Origin of the sequence: Actinoallomurus oryzae (assembly GCF_039541955.1) — a bacterium.
Lineage (GTDB): Bacteria > Actinomycetota > Actinomycetes > Streptosporangiales > Streptosporangiaceae > Actinoallomurus > Actinoallomurus oryzae.
Genome location: NZ_BAABHF010000019.1, coordinates 641,660 through 659,015 on the forward strand (window position 1 = coordinate 641,660; position 17,356 = coordinate 659,015).

Below are 17,356 nucleotides of genomic sequence, written 5' to 3' on the forward strand. Positions count from 1 at the left end.
GATCCAGCCGGTACGAACGGAGCCGAGCTACGGCCAGCCGCGCGCTGGAGGTGGCGCGCTGCCGACTCGGTGATCCCCCGGCGGTGCGCTACCGCGCGACGTCATCCGGCACTGAGCCTCCCGGATCGGCCTGCCCACGGAACACCACCGCACGACGCCACCCGACACTGAACCTCCCAGGTCGGCCTGCCCACGGAACGGCGGTTGGGGCCGTGGCCCGGTCAGGTCGTGACGGTCAGGGTGGAGCCGGTGCGGGTCTTGGCGACGCGGAGCTGGGCCGGGATGCGGGTGCGGAGTTCGGCGACGTGGCTGACGATGCCGACCACACGGCCGTCGTCGTCGCGGAGGCCGTCGAGGACCCCCATGACCTCGTCCAGGGTGTCCTCGTCCAGGGTGCCGAAGCCCTCGTCGACGAACAGGGTGCCGATCTCGGTGCCGCCCGCCTCGGCGGTGACCACGTCCGCCAGGCCCAGGGCCAGGGACAGGGACGTGATGAACGTCTCGCCGCCCGACAGGGTGCCCGGCTCGCGGTGGCGGCCGGTCCAGCCGTCGATGACGCGCAGGCCCAGGCCGCCGGTGCCGTGGCCCCGGGAGCCGGCGGCCTTGTCGACCGTGTGCTCCAGGGAGTAGCGCGCGCCCGACATGCGGGCGAGGCGTTCGTTCGCGGCGGCGACGACCTGTTCGAGCCTGGCGGCCAGGACGTAGGCCGACAGTCGCATGCGGGTGCGGTTCGCGGTCGGGTCGCCGGACGTCAGGGCGGCGACGCGTGCGGCCAGGGCGTGGTGTTCGGCGGCCGGGCGCCATTCGGCGGCGCGAGCGTGCAGCTCGCCGGCCAGCGTCACCAGCCGGGATCGGCGGTCCGCGAAACGGTCGCGGGCCGAGGCGACGGACTGGTGGTGCTCCTCCGCCGTGCGAAGCGCGGCCTCCAGGGCGGCCAGGTCGGGCGGTGGCTCCGCCGCGGCGGCGCGCAGCGACGGGTCGTCGAGCAGCGCGGCGACCCGTGCCTCCTCGTCGTCGTAGGCCTTCACCCGACGTGCCAGCTCCTGGCGGGCGGGGTCGTCCAGGGCGGCGGCGCGGGCGGACTCGGCGGAGTCGAAGCCCTCGACCGCCGCGGCCGCCGACGCCTCGTCGGACGCCGTCTCGGCCTCCTCGGCGGCGGCGCGGAGCTGTTCGGTGGCGGCGGCCGTGTCACGCAGCAGGGCGGCCTCGTGGTCGAGCCGCCGGATGCGCGCCTCCAGCGTCGGGTCGTCGCCGCGCGCCGCGTCGATGCGGGCGCGCAGGCGGCCGGCCTCCGCGGTGAGCGTGGTGCGCTGCGTCTGGAGTGCGGCCAGCGCGGTCTGGACCTCGCCGTGCCGGTCGCGGGCCTCGTCGAACTCGGCGTCGACGTGCCGCAGCTCATCTTCGATGCGGGCGATGTCGGCCTCGGCGCCCGCCAGCCCGGTCAGGTCGTCCTCGGCCGCCGCCAGCGCGCTCGCCAGCTCCGGCTCGGGCGAGGAGCCGGCCCTGTCGCGGGCGGCGTCCAGCTCGGCGGCCAGCCGTGTCACCGTGTTGCCGGTCTCCTCGCGCCGGGCCAGCGCCGCGTCGTACGCGGCGGCGGCCTCCGCCTCGGCCTTCTCGCCGGGCCCGTCGGCCTCGGCGTGGGCCGGTGACGGGTGCGACGCGGATCCGCAGACCCGGCACGGCTCGCCCTCCGCCAGCTCCTTGGCCAGGGACGCCGCCATGCCCTCCAGCCGGGCCTGCCGGATCTCCTGGACGACGTCGCGGGCGGTCTGGGCCTCGTCGACGGCCGCGCGGTGGGCGGCCTCGGCCTCGGCGAGCGAGGCCGCGAGGGCGTCGCGCCGCCGCGCGGCCTCGAGCCGCGCGGTGGCCTCGGCGACCGCCGCGTCGGCCGCGGGCAGGGCGGCGGCGCGGGTGCGGGCCTGGTCGAGCTGGGCGCGCAGGAGGTCACGGTGGGCCGGCGAGTCGGTCAGGAACAGCGCCAGCTCCGCCTCGCGGGTCTCCAGGTCGTCGGCCTCGTCGGCGAGCGTGCGCAGCTCGGCGCCGATCGCGGTCAGCCGGGTCTCGTCCTCGCGCCGCTGGGCCAGCTCGACCAGCTCGTCGCGGCGGGCGCGTTCTTCCTTGCGCATGAGGTCGGCGTCGGCGTCGTCGGGCAGCAGTCCGCCGAGCGCGGCGCGGCGGCGGTTGACGACGGCCGCGACCTCGTCGCGCCGGGCGGCGCGCGCGGCGGCGGTCTGGAGCCGCGGCAGCACCCGTCCGGCACGCTCGGCCGCCCGCATGCGGCCGGTCAGTCCGGTGCGCTCGTCCGCCCGCGCGGCCAGCTCGGCCGAGCGCCGGAGCGCGTCGGCGTGCCGCTCCTGCCGGTCGGCGACGGCGCGGGCGTCGTCCAGGAGCGTACGGGCGGCGTCGCGCGCGGCACCGGCCTCGGCGGCCCCGGCCGCCGTCGCCGAGGCGAAGTCGGCGGCGTGGCCCGACAGCTCGATCACCCAGGCCGCCAGGGCGGGCGGCGTCAGCTCGGGGCGTGCGGCACCGGCCGCCTCGGCGGCCCGGTCGGCGACCGACTCGGCCGCCAGGCGCAGCTCGTCGGCCGCGCGCCCGCTCTCGCGGCGGCGCTCGGTCAGCCACGTCTCGACCTGGGCGAACACCTCGGTGGCGAACAGCTTTTCCAGCACGGCCCGGCGGTCTTCGGCCCCGGCGCGAAGGAACGCCGCGAAGTCGCCCTGGGGCAGCAGCACCACCTGGCAGAACTGCTCCGCCGACATGCCCAGCAGGTCGGTGACGAGCTGGCCGGCCTCGTCGAACCGGGTCGACCAGGTCTCCCAGGCGCCGCCACGCCACTCCTGGAGCAGGACCTTGGCCTTCTCCTCGGTGGTGCCCTGGCCGCGGCGTTTCGGGCGTTCCCACTTGGGCGACCGGGTGACCTTGAAGCGCCGCCCGCGGATGGTCACGTCGAGGACGACCTCGGGCGCCCGGTCGGGCGGGGCGTGCTGGCTGCGCAGGTCCTTGGCGTCGTTGCGGACGCTCGGCACCCGGCCGTACAGGGCGAAGCAGACCGCGTCGAGCACGCTCGTCTTGCCCGCGCCGGTCGGGCCGTTGATCAGGAACAGCCCGGCGTCCGACAGCGCTTCGAAGTCGACCGTCTCGGTGCCCGCGTACGGGCCGAAGGCGGTGATGGTCAGCGCGTGCAGTCTCATCGCGCCGCCTCCGCCCGCCGGCAGCACTCGAACGCCTCGCCGAGCAGGTCGCGCTCGGCGTCGTCGGCGGGCGCGCCGCGCACCTCGCGGACGAAGTCGTAGGCGATGTCGAGGTCGGAACGGTCGCGGATGCGCTCGGCCCACGGGCGGCCGTCGTCGGCCGGGCCGCCCTCGGGCTCGAAGGCCAGCGCCAGCGTGTGCGGGAACCGCCGCCGCAGCCGCTCCATCGCCCCGGCGGGCCGGCCGGGGTCGGTCAGGGTGATCTGGAGCCAGTGGTCTTCGTACGGCGCCCAACGCTCGCCCGACAGCAGGTCGTCGATCCGCCCGCTGATGCGCGCGGCCCGGCGCGGCACGGGCGCCTCCACGAACTCGGCGGTCACCGTGGAGCCGAGATCGACCAGCCAGGCGCCCTTGACGTGGTGCTCCTCGGAGAAGGAGTAGGCCAGCGGCGAGCCGGAGTAGCGCACGGTGTCGGACATGCGCTGGCGTCCGTGCAGGTGGCCGAGGGCGACGTAGTCGACGCCCTCGAACACGCTCAGCGGCACGCTCGCGACGCCGCCGACGGAGATGTCGCGCTCGCTGTCGCTGGCCTCTCCCCCGGTGACGAACGCGTGCGCGAGCACCACGGAGCGGCCGTCGCGTGTCGCGAGGTCGGCGCGGACGCGCCGCATCGCCTCGGTCAGCGCGGCGGTGTGGCCGCGCTCGGGCAGGTCCCACGCGCTGCGGACGACCTCGGGCTCGAGGTAGGGGATGCCGTAGACGGCCGTGCCGTCGGCGAGCAGCACCGGCTCGCCGACCCGCCGCGGATCGGCGAGCACGTGGACGCCGGAAGCGGACATCAGCCCGGCGCCGAACCCGAGCCGCTGGGCGGAGTCGTGGTTGCCGCTGATGACGATGACCCGCACCTTCTCGGCCGCCAGCCGCTTCAGCGCCTCGTCGCACAGGGCGACGGCGTCGACGGGCGGCAGCGCGCGGTCGTACAGGTCGCCCGACATCAGGACGGCGTCGACGCCCTCCGCGCGCACGGTCTCGACCAGGTGGTCGACGAACCGCGCCTGGGCGCCCAGCATGTCCTCCCGGTGGAAGGACCGGCCCAGGTGCCAGTCGGAGGTGTGCAGCAACCGCATGAGGCCGGAAGCTAACAGGCCCCACCGACAACATCGCTCTCACACGCCGCCTGATACCGCTTTGACATCTTTCGCGGTCGCCGAGGACGCCGCCCGCGCGCGGCGCGCCGTACGGCCGGTGGCCACGAGGGCGACGGCCACGGCCAGCGCGAGCGTGCCGGACACGGCGATCTGCACCCGGTAGTCGAGGACGGCCACCATCGCGGTGCCCAGGAGGAGCGCGAGGCCGGTCGGCGCGTACATGAGCGTGTTCGCACCGGCCGCGACCCGGCCGAGCAGCGCGCCCGGCACCTCCCGCTGCACCGCGGTCAGCGCCGCGATCAGCGGGCAGGGCAGGCCCAGGCCGATCAGCAGGCTGCCGCCGAGCACGACCGGAAGGTACGGAACCACGCGGGCGAGCACGCCGGCCGCGAAGAGCGCGAGCCCCGCCGCCGCGAAGGCGCGCTCGGAGGAGCGGCGCATCAGCGCCCCGGCCGACAGCCCGCCGATGACCGAACCCGCCCCCTGCACCGACGTGAGCACGCCCGCGACGGCCGGGGGGCGGTGGAGCCCCACGTCGAGCAGTGCGTACGTGGCCGTGCTGCTCAGCCCCGACAGCACGAGGGCGGCACCGCCCGCGAGCGGCAGCGCGCGCAGGGTCGGATGCCGCCACAGGTGACAGACGCCCTCCACGGTCTCGGCGACCCACGACCCCCGCGGGCCGGGCGCGCTCTCGCGCACCCGGAGCAGCCGGAACGCCACGGCGGCCAGTACGAAGGTGACCGCGTCGACCAGCGCCACCACGGGCCCGCCGAACGCGGCGAACAGGCCCGCCCCGGCCAGCGGCGCGACCAGCTTCATGCTCTCGATCGCCGTCCTCACCAGGCCGTTGAAGTCGCCGCGCAACTCGGCCGGCAGCGCCGCCGCCATCAGCGCCGTCTCGGCCGCGTCGATGAGCACGGCGCCCACGCCGACCACGGTCAGCACGGCGAACAGCAGCCAGATCCGCCCGGCCGAACGCACGGCGAGCGGCGCGGTCATGACGACGGCCAGGGTCAGGTTCACGGCGACCAGCAGCGTGCGGCGGCGCACCCGGTCCGCCAGCGTGCCGATCGCGGGTCCGGCGAAGGCGGGCAGCCACATACAGAACCCGACGAGCGCGGCGAGAGCGTTCGAGCCGGTGAGCGTCCTCACCCAGATGCCGGCGGCCAGCGACATGGCCGAGTCGCCGAACCCCGAGACGATCACGCCGCCCAGGTACAGGCCCGCGTTGCGGTCCCGCAGCACCCGTGCCGTGCCCCAGCCCATGCCTCTCCCCTGTGTCCGCCCGACAACCTACCCCCAATCATTCGATTGGCGGTAGTGTCACGCTTTACTGGCCGGTGTGACCGAAGTCGATCCGGTACTCCGCGCGCTCGCCCACCCGCTGCGGCTGCGGATGCTGTCGCTGATGTGGCCCGGGCCGATGTCCGCCGCCGAACTCGCCCGTGAGCTGGACGTCTCCCACGCTCTCGCCAGCCAGCACCTGCGCCGCCTCGACGCGGCCGGCCTGGTGGAACTGGCCGAGGAGCGCATGCGTCGCGGCGGCCGGGAGCGCCGCTACCGTACGGTCCGCGGCGCGCCGCTGTCCGAGCACGGCCCGCTGCTCGCCGAGACGCTGGCGCACACGTTGCGCGAACGCATCGGCCGCCGGGCCGACGACGGCGAGAAGGTGATCGTCGACGCCGAGCTGTGGGTCGACCCGCGGACGTGGCAGGACTTCCTCGCGCGGCTCGCCGAGCTCACCGCCGGGCTGCACGACGCCGCCCGGCCGCCGCACTCGCCGGGCACGACGCCGGTCGGCGTCAGCGTGATGGCCTTCGCCCTGCAGGAGACGGCGCCGGACCGTACGGACGACGAGGACCGCTCCCGACCGGAGGCCGGGGACGGCGGCGCTACATCGGGTGGAGGCGCAGCGCCGCGGTCAGCGTCCTGAGCTCGGTGATGCGCAGTGCGCGGGCGATGAGGGCGTAGAGCCCCCCGCCGGCGGCGGCCGCGGCGACGACGGTGAGGAGCGAGGCCGTCCAGGCGGTACCGGTCGCCGAGCCGATGGCCCATGCCGTACCGGCGGCGACGGGAGCGGCGAGGGCCGCTGCGACGAGCATCCGGACGTGGGCGTTCAGCAGGCGGTGCCCGTCGAGGCGGCCGATCCTGCGGCGGAGCAGGTACGCGGTGAGGAGCAGCCCGGCCGTGTACGCGACCGCGGAGCACGCCGCGAGCGCGACGACCAGGTGCGGACCGTGGTCGAGCCGGGCGGCGGCCAGGCAGGTGCCGGCCGTGACGGCGGAGACCACCACGCTGAGCAGCGCCGGGGTCCGCGTGTCGCCAAGGGCGTAGAAGACGCGCAGCATGATCTGGTACGCGGCGAACGGGACCAGCGCGAGCCCGTACGCGGCCAGGACCAGGCCGGTGAGGTGGGCCGCGGCGGGCGACGCGTTGCCGTGCGCGAACAGCACGGTGGTCAGGCGCGGGCCGAGCGTGATGAGGGCGGCCGCGACGGGCACCAGGACGACGCCGGTCAGCCGCAGGCTCTGGGACAGATCGGCGATGACGCGGCCGAGGTCGCGGTCGGCGGCGGCCCGGCTGAGCCGGGGCAGCACCCCGGTGATGACGGTGACCGCGATGACGGCGTAGGGCAGCTGGAACAGGGTGCCCGCGTTCGAGTAGACGGCGACCGCGCCCTGCCCGGCGTGGGAGGCGAGCCCGGTGATCACGATGAACACCGCCTGCGCGGCGGTCACCGACGCGATCGTCCAGCCGGACATGGCGGCGATCCTGCGGACTCCGATGCCGCGGGGGTCGGCGTGCAGCCTCAGCCGGAAACCGGCCCGGCGGCCGGACAGCAGGAGCACGGCCATCTGGGCGGCGACCCCGGCGCTCGTACCGATCGACAGCAGCAGCGTCTGGCCCTGGGTGAGGGACTCCAGCTTCCCGGTGCCGCCGATCAGCAGGAACGCCACGGCGGTGATGATCACGACGACGTTGTTGGCCACCGGCGCCCACATCGGCGCGGCGAAACGGCCCCGCGCGTTGAGCACCGCGGACAGGGTGGCGCTCACCCCGTAGAAGAGGATCTGGGGCATGAAGTACCGGGTGAACACCACGGCGAGATGGCGCTGCGCGGGCGAGAACCCGGGCACGTAGAGGCCCACGATGAACGGCGCCGCGACGATCGTCACGATCACCACGATCGAGAGGCCGTAGACCACCAGGGACAGCAGCCGCTGGGCGAACAGGTCGCCGTCGACGCTCTCGTCGGCGGCCGTACGGACCAGGAGCGGCACCAGCACGCTGGCCAGGGCCCCGCCCATCACCAGCTCATAGATCGTGTTGGGGGTGACGTTCGCCGCCGTGTAGGCGTCCAGCAGCCGGGTGCCCAGGCCCAGCGCGGCCACCAGCGCCAAGGTGCGCAGGAACCCGGTGAGTCGCGAGACGGCGGTGGCCACGGCCATCGCCCGGCCGGCCTGCACCAGCCGCGGTTGCTCTGGCACGCGCTTCCTCTCCTTCGGCCGGGAAGGGCCCTTTTCAGGCACGTGGAACCCAGCGTACGAGCCGGGCGGACCGGGCCCGGCTGTTTCGGCGAGGCCCGCCCGGTCGCACGGCCCGGTTCCGGCGGGCGGTGGACAAGACACGGGACGGCGGCGAAGATGCCAAGCAAGCACTCGGTTACATTCCTCCCGCCTCCGGAGGTACGTATGCGGCAGCACGATCGGCTCTACATCGGCGGCGAGTGGGTCGCTCCCGCCGGCACCGGCACCATCGACGTCGTCTCGCCGCACACCGAGGAGGTCATCGGGCGCGTCCCCGAGGCGACACCCGCCGACATCGACCGGGCGGTGGCCGCCGCGCGGGAGGCGTTCGACAACGGACCATGGCCGCGCATGGAGCCGGCCGAGCGCCGCGCCGTCGTCGGGCGGCTCGCCGCGCTGTTCGGTGAGCGGATCCAGGACATGGCCGAGCTGATCACCGAGGAGATGGGCTCGCCGATCTCCTTCTCCCAGCTCGGCCAGACCGGGCAGGCGCACGCCGTGTACGGCTACTTCGGCGAGCTGGACGTGCCCTGGGAGGAGGAGCGCGCGGGCATGCTGGGGCCGGTCACCGTACGCCGCGAGCCGGTCGGCGTCGTGGCCGCGATCGTGCCGTGGAACGTCCCGCAGTTCATCATCGCGCTCAAGCTCGCCCCGGCCCTCGTCGCCGGCTGCACCATCGTGATCAAGCCGGCTCCGGAGACGCCCCTCGACGCGTACCCGCTCGCGGAGATGCTCACCGAGGCGGGCGTGCCCAAGGGCGTGGTCAGCATCGTCGCGGCCGGCCGCGAGACCGGCGAGTACCTCGTACGGCACCCGGGCGTGGACAAGGTGGCGTTCACCGGCTCGACGGCGGCGGGCCGCCGGATCGGCGCCATCTGCGGCGAACAGCTCAAGCGCTGCACCCTCGAGCTGGGCGGCAAGTCGGCGGCGATCATCTGCGACGACGCCGACCTGGACGCGACGATGGGCTGGCTCAAGCTCGCGTCGCTGATGAACAACGGGCAGGCCTGCATCGCGCAGACCCGCATCCTGGCCTCGCGCGGCCGGTACGACGAGGTCGTGGGCGCGCTGACCGAGACCGTACGCGGCATGCGGGTGGGCGACCCGGCCGACCCGGCGACCGAGATCGGCCCGCTCGTGGCCGCCCGCCAGCGCGAACGCGTGGAGAACTACATCCGCATCGGCCAGGACGAGGGAGCGAAGGTCGCGCTCGGCGGGGCGGGGCGCCCCTTCGACCGCGGCTGGTACGTCACGCCGACCGTCTTCGCGGGCGTCTCGAACGACATGCGGATCGCCCGCGAGGAGATCTTCGGCCCGGTGCTCGCGGTCATCCCGTACGAGGACGAGGACGACGCCGTACGCATCGCCAACGACAGCGACTACGGCCTGGCCGGCACCGTCTGGACCGCCGACGCCGAGCACGGCCTCGACATCGCCCGCCGCGTACGCACCGGGACGTACGGCGTCAACACGTACATGATCGAGTCCTCGTCGCCGTTCGGCGGCTACAAGTCCAGCGGCGTCGGCCGCGAACTCGGCCCCGAGGGTCTTTCCGCCTACCTGGAGTACAAGTCCATCGCCCGGCTCGCCTGAACCCTCCTCCGGCGGCCAGGTTCATCCGCGGGCGTCCTCGACGGTGACGGCGACCTCGGTGACGGCCGGCATGTGCAGCAACTCGTCGCGGAGCCGGTCGACCTGGCCGACCAGTTCGTGTGCCGGTGCGGCGCACGCCGCGGGCACCGGTGCTACACGCACGATGACCAAGAGTTGTCCCGGCCCTACGAAGATGACCTCCAGGGCCGGCACATGGGCGATCCAGCCGTGCCGGACGATGGCCTCCCGGATCGGCCGCACCACGTCCTCGGGCGCCGCCTCGTCGATGAGCAAGGACTTCGACCGGCGCGCGAGCCGGAGTGCCACCGTGATCAACAGCAGCCCGATGCAGACGCTCGCCAGGCCGTCCGACGCTCGCCAGCCGGTGAGCAGTTGCAGGACCAGCGCGGCGAGCGCGAGCGCGATGCCGACGAGCGCGGCGGAGTCCTCCAGATAGACCGTGGACGTGGCGGGGTCGGACCCCCTGGCCAGATGCTCGAGGATCGTCCGGTCCAGTTCGCGCGCACGGGTGAGCACCTGTCTGCGCGCCACGCGCCACGAATATCCCTCGAAACACGCCGCCGCGACGAGGACGACGACGCCGATCCACGGCGAGACGAGCGGCTCCGGCCGCAAGAGGCTACGCACTCCCTCGCCGATCGACAGCACCCCGCCGAGCACGAAGATCCCCAGCGCGGCCAGGAGCGCCCAGAAATAGCGCTCTTGACCGTAGCCGAACGGATGCCGGGGATCCTCTTTCTTCTTCGACCTGTGCACGCCGATGAAGAGCAGGACCTCGTTGCCGGTGTCGGCGATCGAGTGCAGCGTCTCCGCCCACAGGGCGGCGGATCCGGTGATGAGCGCGGCCACGCCCTTGGCCAGCGCGACGAGAAGGTTGGCCACGACGGCCGTCACCACCGTACGGAGCGTCGCGCCTGCCTGATCGTCGCGCCCGTTCTGCGGCTGCCTCATGAGCTTTCCCCGACCCGCCGGTGATCGGTGGGGCGGCGCTGTCGCCGCCCTTCCCGGGCCTCTCCGGCTGTGAACTCGGCGCCGGCTCGGGCCTGCCCGCCGACGCCCGGCGGCACATGGTTTCGATCACAGAGGGTAGCTGCAAGGTTGAGCGAGCGTATCCGGCCGACAGGGAGATCAGATGCCTTGGTCCGAGCACAGCGGATCCCTGCCTCGTCTCGGCGCGGACCTGCTGCGGACGGCGCTGGCGGGCATCGTGGTGGCGGCGGTCTCGTCCTGCGGGCAGGGAGGTGCCGGAAAATGGTTCCCCAACCGCGCCGCGAACGGACACGTCGGAAAGATGTTGCTGCGCAACGTCTTCATCCTCGTGCCCTCCGCGAGCCCGGCGCCCCGCACGACGGGTGGTGCCAGTGCCGCCGGCTCGGCACCGCTGTACTTCAGCCTGGTCAACGAGGCGCGGAGTGCCGATCGACTGGTCTCGGTGAGCGCCTCCGGAGTCGCGACGTCCGTCCGGATCGTCGGCGGGCCGATCGTGGTGCCCCCGAGAAAGGCGGTCTTCGGCTCCGAGTTCCCGCAGGCGACGCTCGAGGGCCTCAGCTCGCCACTACGGCCACCGCACCGGGTCCAGGTCCGGTTCGTCTTCGAACACGCCGGCACGGCGACGATGAACGTGCCGATCAAACTGCACGCCAACACGCCCTGGTCCACCTTCTCGCTGACCCCGTCCCCGGCGCCGCCTGGCCGCCCGACCCCGTCCGTCACTTCGCCGCGCTGATCGGGATGGCGATCGGCACCGTCCGCAGGATTACGCGTAGTGACGGCCTACTTGCAGTTCCGAATCCGTCGCCCGGCTCGCCTGGACCGTGACGACCTCCACGCACTGACCACCCGTGTTACCGCTTCTGCTGCTCTTACGCCACTGGTCACTCATAGGTTCTCCAACGTCGTACGGAGCAATTTCAGGGTCTGGTCGGCGGACAGCGCCGCTCCCCTGATCAAGTCGTGGCGTAGCGCGTACTCGCGAACGATCGGTGCGTCGGTTATGAGCTGACCACCTATGTGCTCGATGTATACGAGGTCGGGGCCGTCACAGAAACCCAGAATCGTGAACGCTCCTATTAGCCCGGCATAGGAGCCCACACCTTTTGGAACGACCTGAAGCGTGATGTTGTGGCGTTCCGCCAGGTCGATGAGGTGCTCGATCTGCGCCTGCATCACGCTGCGGCCACCGAGCACCCGCCGAAGAGCCGTCTCTTCGAAGATCGCGGCGATGCGTGGTGGCTGCTTCCGGCCGAGAATCTGCTGCCGTTCCACACGCTTGCCGACGAGCTGCTCGGCCTTCTCACGATCGCGACCGGACTTCATCACCTCGTAGGCGCTACTTTGGACATTCCGGTTTGCATGCGCCAGGCCACTAATTCGCCGGCGAAGGCGAGAATCGCGGGGAACTCGTACGGCTCTTTCTGCGCGACCATGACGGACCTCGAGGGGAGTCGGATCGGGGGCTACCTGCAACGATCGCCACCAAGAATAGCCACACTCACGCACCGGGAGTGAAATGAACGAGAAAAGCGATGCGCAGATCCGCGCAAATTGGAATTTCCCGCTACCGGGTCATTCCCCTCTCTTAGTCCCTCGGGTCGTGGTACTGGTACCGGCACACGGCGTTCGTGTCGAGATCGGTGTCTTCGCCGTTCGACGTGCGGCAGTGCCAGCTGTCAACGTTATCGGCGGCGAGCACGAGATCACCTTGGCCCACGTGCCGGCACCAGGCCGTAAGGTCCAGGCCCGCGAGGCGGCTGACCGGTCGGCCGGGTCCTTGGCCCAAGGGCGGTTGTGCGGGCGAACCGCGAGTGGGTACTACCAGAGCTCACAACGCCGCGCGATCCCCAACAGCCACAGCCGCGCCCGCGGTCACAGCCCGGGCGGGGACATGCGCCTAATGGCGAATCCTCGTGCACGAATCGGCGAGCCGGGATCGGTTAAGCCGCTTACGCTTTTTCAACCTTCGACGCTCCAGGCGAGAACCAGCCCGCGAGAACGCCCGAGCGCCCCAGCCCAAGGCCTGATCCGTCAGGCGACACCTAAGGTTGAGGGTAAATGGCACCGAACTCGTACGACGACTCCTACACTCGACCCAGCACCTGGCCCTGGGGAGACTCCAAAGATGGAGAGATCGAATTCCACCCGGGCCCGGTACAGACCGTCATCAACGCCCTGAAGGCCGACCGAGCACGCCACGACAAAGGAGCCGGGAATATCGGAGACCTTCAAGGCAGGGGTGACATCAGCGACCCCAACACGGTCGGTGGCGGCCTCGACAACAAGACCGGATACCCGGCAGGCAGGATACTCCTGGGGTACTTCCAAAACGCCCAAGCGAATATTGCCCCAAAAGGCGGATCCGGGTATTACGCGAATTTTCTGCAGTCCTACGATGCAGTGATCAAAACCCTCAGCGATTCCCTCGCCAACTACAACGAGGCCGAGGACGCCAGCCTGATAAGCGTGAGCACCGGCGACGGCACCACGGGTCAGACGATGAACCTTGGATCCGGCGTGACGCCGACCGATGCTTCGTTTTACGTCGCCAACGACGTACCCGTGCATCCCACGAAGAAGTGGGACGGAGATCTGAAGGACTTCAGGGATCTCGCGAAGAGCGTTGATCCAAAAGCCGTGCTGGAGGCGAGTAAGGCCTGGCTCGGCACGCAATCGAAGCTCATGGACTCGTGGGAGGTCCTCTACGACCAGGGGTACGCGCTCGCCGACGCGTGGAAGGGCAAAGCCGGCAACGCGATGCAGCAGAGCCTGAAGAACCTCTACTTCAGCAGTTGCGCACTGGCCGACGCTACAGGTCAGGTGGGGAATGCGGTCGAGGTTCATGCCGGAGATCTCGACAATCTCGTCAAGCAGGCTCACGCGATAAAGCAGGTAGGCCGGGACACGTGGCAGCATTGGCTGGATGACGCGGACTTGGGCGGCGCCGGTGACAGTTGGTACGGCTTCGCAGATCGCACTACCGACTATGATAAACATTACAACAGCGCGAGCAAAAGGGCTCGCGACTATATGAACGCCAGCGGTCATTACGCGAATAACGGGTTGGCGCGCTCAACGATGCAGAACGTCATTCCCGAACTGCCGACGACGGTCAAGTTCACGCTGCCTTACCCTTCGGCCGGCTCCACGGATTCCCCCTACGGCGACGGCCCCGCGGGGCTGGACGGTCAGGGCCTCGACGGCAGTGCGCTCGACAGCGGTCTGCAGTACCCGGACGTGGGGGATCCCGTCGACGGTTCCGGCACCGACCTGTCGGGCGTGAACGGTGACAGTCCCCCGGGCTGGACCGGCGACGGGACCGGTGGCGGGACCGGCACGGACCTGGCGGGGACCGGCAATCCGCTGGATGGTCTCGGCGGCACTCACACCGGCTTTCCCGGCAGCGGCACGCCGTACGGCGCCGGGAGTTCACCCGCCGGGGTGAGTCCGTTCGCCATGCGCAGCGGCCGGTCCGACGGTCTTCCCACCGCCGCGGAGGCCACCGCCCTGCGCGACGCCGCCGCCCGGGGACCGTCGGCCATGCCGTTCCCCGCCGGCACCGGCGGGAAGGATTCGGAGAAGAAGGAGCGCGAGCGCACGATCTGGGTGTACGAGGAGGACAAGATCTGGGGCGCGGACGACGACGACGCCGCACCCCCGCTCATCGGGTGACGCGACACCTCGGATCGGCCGGCGTCATGGAGGTGCGGGCCCGGCCCCGGCTTCCGCCGGGTCTGCGCCATGCCGTGATCGACCGGCGGACGAGGCGCAGAGACCCGGTACCGGGGGTCATTCCTCGATCGTGATGCCCAGGGCCGCCGCCAGAGTGTGCACGAGACCTTGTGCGTCGGCGGCCCGTACGGTCGCGCCGCGCAGGCTTTCGACGCCGCTGAGTCCCCACAGGTCGCAGCCGGAGAACACCGCGCCGCCCGTCATCACGGCCTGGCTGAACCGCACGCCTTCCATACGGCAGTTCTCGAACCGGCAGGCGGTGAACTCCGCGCCCTGGAAGTCGACCTCGGTGAGGTTGCAGTCGCGGAAGACGACATGCCGAAACCGGCTCATCCGGAACCGCGCCAGGTCGGCCCGGCACCCCTCGAACACCACGTCGCGGAACGAGCAGCCGCCCCAGCTCGCGCCGGTCAGGCGGCAGCGTTCGAGGCGTGCGGTGACGACGACGCCGTTGGAGACGTCGAGGTTCGCCAGGTCGCAGCCGACGAACTCCACGTCGGACAGGCTCGCGCGGGGCAGGACCGCGCCGGCGAGCCCCACGGCGTCGAACCGGCAGCCTTCGACGTCGAGGCCGTCCGCCCGGCTCCCCGGCGGAACGCTCCCGCCGAACTCGGCGGACAGGCAGACACCGTCATCGGCGAGGAACATCTCCGAGAGCCGGGCGGAGGTGAGCTGGGCGGGAAGCTTCGGCGGCGCGGGATGGCGCAGCGTACGTCGGGTGGGCACCGGTCGAACCTACCGGCCTCCGAGCGCCCGGTCAGCGACGCGACGGTACGGCGTCCGCGAGCGGCTCGGGCAGTGGCTCGGTGTGCACGACGCGAAGGGCGCTGACGGCGCGGGTGAGGACGACGTACAGCCGGTGCAGGCCACGGGGTTCGGCGCGGACGATGTGGGCGGGCTCGGCCACGACCACCGTCTCGAATTCCAGGCCTTTGGCCAGGAACGCCGGGACGCAGATCAGCCGCTCGGCGTCCATCGCGACGCCGTCGCCGCCCAGGACGGCCGAGCGGAGCCCGGCGTCGGTGACCGCGCGGTGCAGCGCGCGGAGGTCGGCGTCGGCGGCGATGAGCCCGACGGACCCCTCCCCCGCCAGCGCCTCCCGGCACGCCGGCACGGTCGAGGCCGCGAGCCGGCCGGGGGCGCCCTCGGTGACGCGCAGCGCACCGGTGGAGCGGCGGGCCGACGTGGGAACACGAACGCCCGGGGCGATCCGCGAGAGCAGGCGGGCCGCGTAGTCGATGCGGCCGCGACGGCCTGTACCGCCGCGTGCTGACCGCCCTCGCCGACCGGGACGCCTTCGAGCCGGGATCGGCGGAGGAGGAATCGGCCCGCTGGATCACCCTTGCCGGCGGTGACCCGCAGGCGCTCCTCCAGGTCCTCGACACGCTCGTCGCGACGCCCCACGCCGCCCTGCGCCGGATCGCGACTCCCACGTTCGTGGCCGTCGGCGAACAGGACCACGATCACGCCTCCGCCGACGCGCTGGCCGCCGCCCTGCCCAACGCGCGGTTCGCCCGGGTGCCGGGGCACCACTTCACCGCGCTCACCAGCCCGGAACTCACCGGCGCGATCCTGGCCTTCCTCGGCGACCGGCCCCACGAGGCGGACGGGCCTACCGGCCTCCGAGGGCGCCGATCAGCACCATGACGAGGAGAAGCCCGCCGATCAGCCAGGTGACGGGCCGGGCCAGGTTGAGCGTCCAGCCGAACCCGAAGCGCTTGGGCACGAACACGGCCGGGTCGTCGGGGTTGTAGTAGAAGATCCCCAGCCGGTAGAGGCGGTCGTCGTCGCGGTTGACCGTACCCGCGCGGCCGGCCGCCGGGCCGCCGAGCCGCAGGCGGCTGCCGCCCTGCCCGACGCGGATCACGACGACGAGGATCGCGGCGGCGCCGAGGACCGCCGGGACGACGTTCAGCGCGGCGATGACGGGGCCGGGCGCGCTGATCAGGTGCCAGTTCGCCAGCGAGCCGAAGAGGAACGTCACGCTCGTGCAGCCCGCGAGTACGAGCAGCGCCCGCGCGGACGCCGCGACGAAGCGACGGTGCCGCGTGGCCGCCTGCGGGTCCTCCGCGTCGAGTTGGGCGCGGCTGCGCAGCGCGACGCCCGCGATCGCCAGGAGCAGGATCGTCGAGGCGACCTGCGCGAGCACCGGCCCGAACGCCGAGGCGAACGACTTGGCGGCGTAGTGGTCCGGCCGCCCGGCCGGGCCGAAGTGGATCGCCAGGCGCGCGGGCATGCCCGGGTACGCGACGGCGCCGATGATCACGGTGGCCAGCGTGAGCACGGCCGCGGGCGCGGCCCAGAGCCAGGGGTAGCGCTCCGGATCGGTGCGCAGCGAGGTGTCGGCGACCGCCACCTGCCGCCGCCCGCCGAACCAGTCCTCCGCCACCTTGACCTCGGTGATCCGGCGACGGGCGTGCAGGTAGCAGGCCATGCCGGCGAGGAGCTCGACGCCGACGGCGGCCGGGGCGGCCCACGGACGGCCCACGTACAGGGCGCCCACCACGACGACGACCGCCACGACGCCGGTCACCGCGCGGTAGCGGCGCCGCTGCGCGGCCACGACCGGCGCGCCGGCGCGGTCACGCGGCACGCGGACGCCGAACGGGGTGGTCGGCGGCACGAGAGACGGCATCAGCCAGTGCATGACGCCGACGAGCAGGACGGGTACGGCGGTGACCACGGCCAGAGTCATGATCGGCTCCCCACATCCGATCCGGTACGGAAACCATCGAGGATCGCCCGGCAGCGGCGCTCGATCTCGGCCCCGGGCAGCCCCTGGGCGACGGCCTCGGCGAGCAGCGTGCGCGCCCGCGTCTCCCACTCGGTGGCGACGCCGTCGCCGGGCGGCCCCGAGGCCGGGTCACGGACGACGACCGCCCCCGTACGCCGGGCGAGCCGGAGGAGCCCTTCGCGGCGCAGCTGGTCGTAGGCCTTGTTGACCGTGTGCATGTTGATCCCGAGGTCGGCGGCGAGCTGCCGGGTCGGGGGCAGCGAGTCGCCGGCGCGCAGTTCGCCGCCGGCGATCGCCTCGACGACGCGGTCGCGAAGCTGCTGGTACAGCGGGACGTCGCTGTCCGCCTCGACGAGCAGGATCATGCCCTCACCCTTCGATGTGTTGCTCTATAACAACTAGAACATTAGAACACGC

General features: G+C 72.4%; 16 protein-coding genes. 5 read left to right on the plus strand and 11 right to left on the minus strand.

What is annotated here, in order from left to right:
* Positions 1 to 221: 221 nt before the first annotated feature.
* The 3 genes from ABEA10_RS17120 to ABEA10_RS17130 are packed head-to-tail and all read right to left on the minus strand — an operon-like array spanning position 222 to position 5,605.
* On the minus strand, positions 222 to 3,191 hold the full coding sequence (locus ABEA10_RS17120) for an AAA family ATPase (protein ID WP_345464727.1): 2,970 nt from the start codon (positions 3,189 to 3,191) through the stop codon (positions 222 to 224).
* Positions 3,188 to 4,318, minus strand: coding sequence for an exonuclease SbcCD subunit D (locus ABEA10_RS17125; RefSeq protein WP_329239037.1), 1,131 nt, complete (start codon positions 4,316 to 4,318; stop codon positions 3,188 to 3,190). Before ABEA10_RS17125 ends, ABEA10_RS17120 begins: the two co-directional genes overlap by 4 nt.
* A gap of 39 nt (positions 4,319 to 4,357) precedes the next feature.
* A complete protein-coding gene (locus ABEA10_RS17130; RefSeq protein ID WP_345464730.1) occupies positions 4,358 to 5,605 on the minus strand; it encodes an MFS transporter in 1,248 nt (415 codons plus the stop codon).
* A 76-nt stretch (positions 5,606 to 5,681) separates the two neighbouring features.
* On the opposite strand from ABEA10_RS17130, the gene ABEA10_RS17135 reads away from it, so the two are divergent.
* Complete coding sequence (locus tag ABEA10_RS17135; RefSeq protein ID WP_345464732.1) at positions 5,682 to 6,272, plus strand: ArsR/SmtB family transcription factor; 591 nt, start codon at positions 5,682 to 5,684, stop codon at positions 6,270 to 6,272.
* Here ABEA10_RS17135 and murJ read toward each other — a convergent pair.
* Entirely contained in the window at positions 6,232 to 7,827 is a 1,596-nt protein-coding gene (murJ, locus tag ABEA10_RS17140) for a murein biosynthesis integral membrane protein MurJ (protein WP_345464734.1), read from the minus strand. The genes ABEA10_RS17135 and murJ overlap by 41 nt on opposite strands.
* A gap of 204 nt (positions 7,828 to 8,031) precedes the next feature.
* Here murJ and ABEA10_RS17145 point away from each other — a divergent pair, with 204 nt between their 5' ends.
* Positions 8,032 to 9,459, plus strand: coding sequence for an aldehyde dehydrogenase (locus ABEA10_RS17145; protein ID WP_345464736.1), 1,428 nt, complete (start codon positions 8,032 to 8,034; stop codon positions 9,457 to 9,459).
* A gap of 21 nt (positions 9,460 to 9,480) precedes the next feature.
* Here the strand turns inward: ABEA10_RS17145 and ABEA10_RS17150 are convergent, their stop codons facing one another.
* Positions 9,481 to 10,431, minus strand: a complete 951-nt coding sequence (locus tag ABEA10_RS17150; protein WP_345464738.1) for a cation diffusion facilitator family transporter — start codon at positions 10,429 to 10,431, stop codon at positions 9,481 to 9,483.
* A gap of 181 nt (positions 10,432 to 10,612) precedes the next feature.
* Here ABEA10_RS17150 and ABEA10_RS17155 point away from each other — a divergent pair, with 181 nt between their 5' ends.
* On the plus strand, positions 10,613 to 11,206 hold the full coding sequence (locus ABEA10_RS17155) for a copper chaperone PCu(A)C domain-containing protein (protein WP_345464739.1): 594 nt from the start codon (positions 10,613 to 10,615) through the stop codon (positions 11,204 to 11,206).
* Between the two features lie 30 nt (positions 11,207 to 11,236).
* On the opposite strand, the gene ABEA10_RS51140 is transcribed toward ABEA10_RS17155, so the two are convergent.
* Positions 11,237 to 11,362, minus strand: coding sequence for a DUF397 domain-containing protein (locus ABEA10_RS51140; RefSeq protein WP_425550913.1), 126 nt, complete (start codon positions 11,360 to 11,362; stop codon positions 11,237 to 11,239).
* Positions 11,359 to 11,796 (minus strand): DUF5753 domain-containing protein, encoded by a 438-nt coding sequence (locus ABEA10_RS17160; RefSeq protein WP_345465161.1) that lies wholly within the window; start codon positions 11,794 to 11,796, stop codon positions 11,359 to 11,361. The genes ABEA10_RS51140 and ABEA10_RS17160 overlap by 4 nt, the downstream gene beginning before the upstream one ends.
* A 735-nt stretch (positions 11,797 to 12,531) precedes the next feature.
* Here ABEA10_RS17160 and ABEA10_RS17165 point away from each other — a divergent pair.
* Positions 12,532 to 14,145 (plus strand): hypothetical protein, encoded by a 1,614-nt coding sequence (locus ABEA10_RS17165; protein WP_345464741.1) that lies wholly within the window; start codon positions 12,532 to 12,534, stop codon positions 14,143 to 14,145.
* Positions 14,146 to 14,262: 117 nt separating this feature from the next.
* Here ABEA10_RS17165 and ABEA10_RS17170 read toward each other — a convergent pair whose 3' ends face one another.
* The gene (locus ABEA10_RS17170) at positions 14,263 to 14,931 is read right to left on the minus strand and encodes a pentapeptide repeat-containing protein (protein WP_345464743.1); all 669 of its coding nucleotides are present in this window, start codon (positions 14,929 to 14,931) and stop codon (positions 14,263 to 14,265) included.
* A 31-nt stretch (positions 14,932 to 14,962) separates the two neighbouring features.
* Positions 14,963 to 15,319, minus strand: a complete 357-nt coding sequence (locus ABEA10_RS17175; protein ID WP_345464745.1) for a hypothetical protein — start codon at positions 15,317 to 15,319, stop codon at positions 14,963 to 14,965.
* 152 nt (positions 15,320 to 15,471) lie between these two features.
* Between ABEA10_RS17175 and ABEA10_RS17180 the strand changes: the two genes are divergently transcribed.
* Complete coding sequence (locus ABEA10_RS17180; RefSeq protein ID WP_345464747.1) at positions 15,472 to 15,852, plus strand: hypothetical protein; 381 nt, start codon at positions 15,472 to 15,474, stop codon at positions 15,850 to 15,852.
* On the opposite strand, the gene ABEA10_RS17185 is transcribed toward ABEA10_RS17180, so the two are convergent.
* The gene (locus ABEA10_RS17185; RefSeq protein ID WP_345464749.1) at positions 15,818 to 16,900 is read right to left on the minus strand and encodes a DUF1648 domain-containing protein; all 1,083 of its coding nucleotides are present in this window, start codon (positions 16,898 to 16,900) and stop codon (positions 15,818 to 15,820) included. The genes ABEA10_RS17180 and ABEA10_RS17185 overlap by 35 nt on opposite strands.
* Positions 16,897 to 17,304, minus strand: a complete 408-nt coding sequence (locus ABEA10_RS17190; protein ID WP_329239097.1) for a GntR family transcriptional regulator — start codon at positions 17,302 to 17,304, stop codon at positions 16,897 to 16,899. Before ABEA10_RS17190 ends, ABEA10_RS17185 begins: the two co-directional genes overlap by 4 nt.
* Positions 17,305 to 17,356 lie beyond the last annotated feature (52 nt).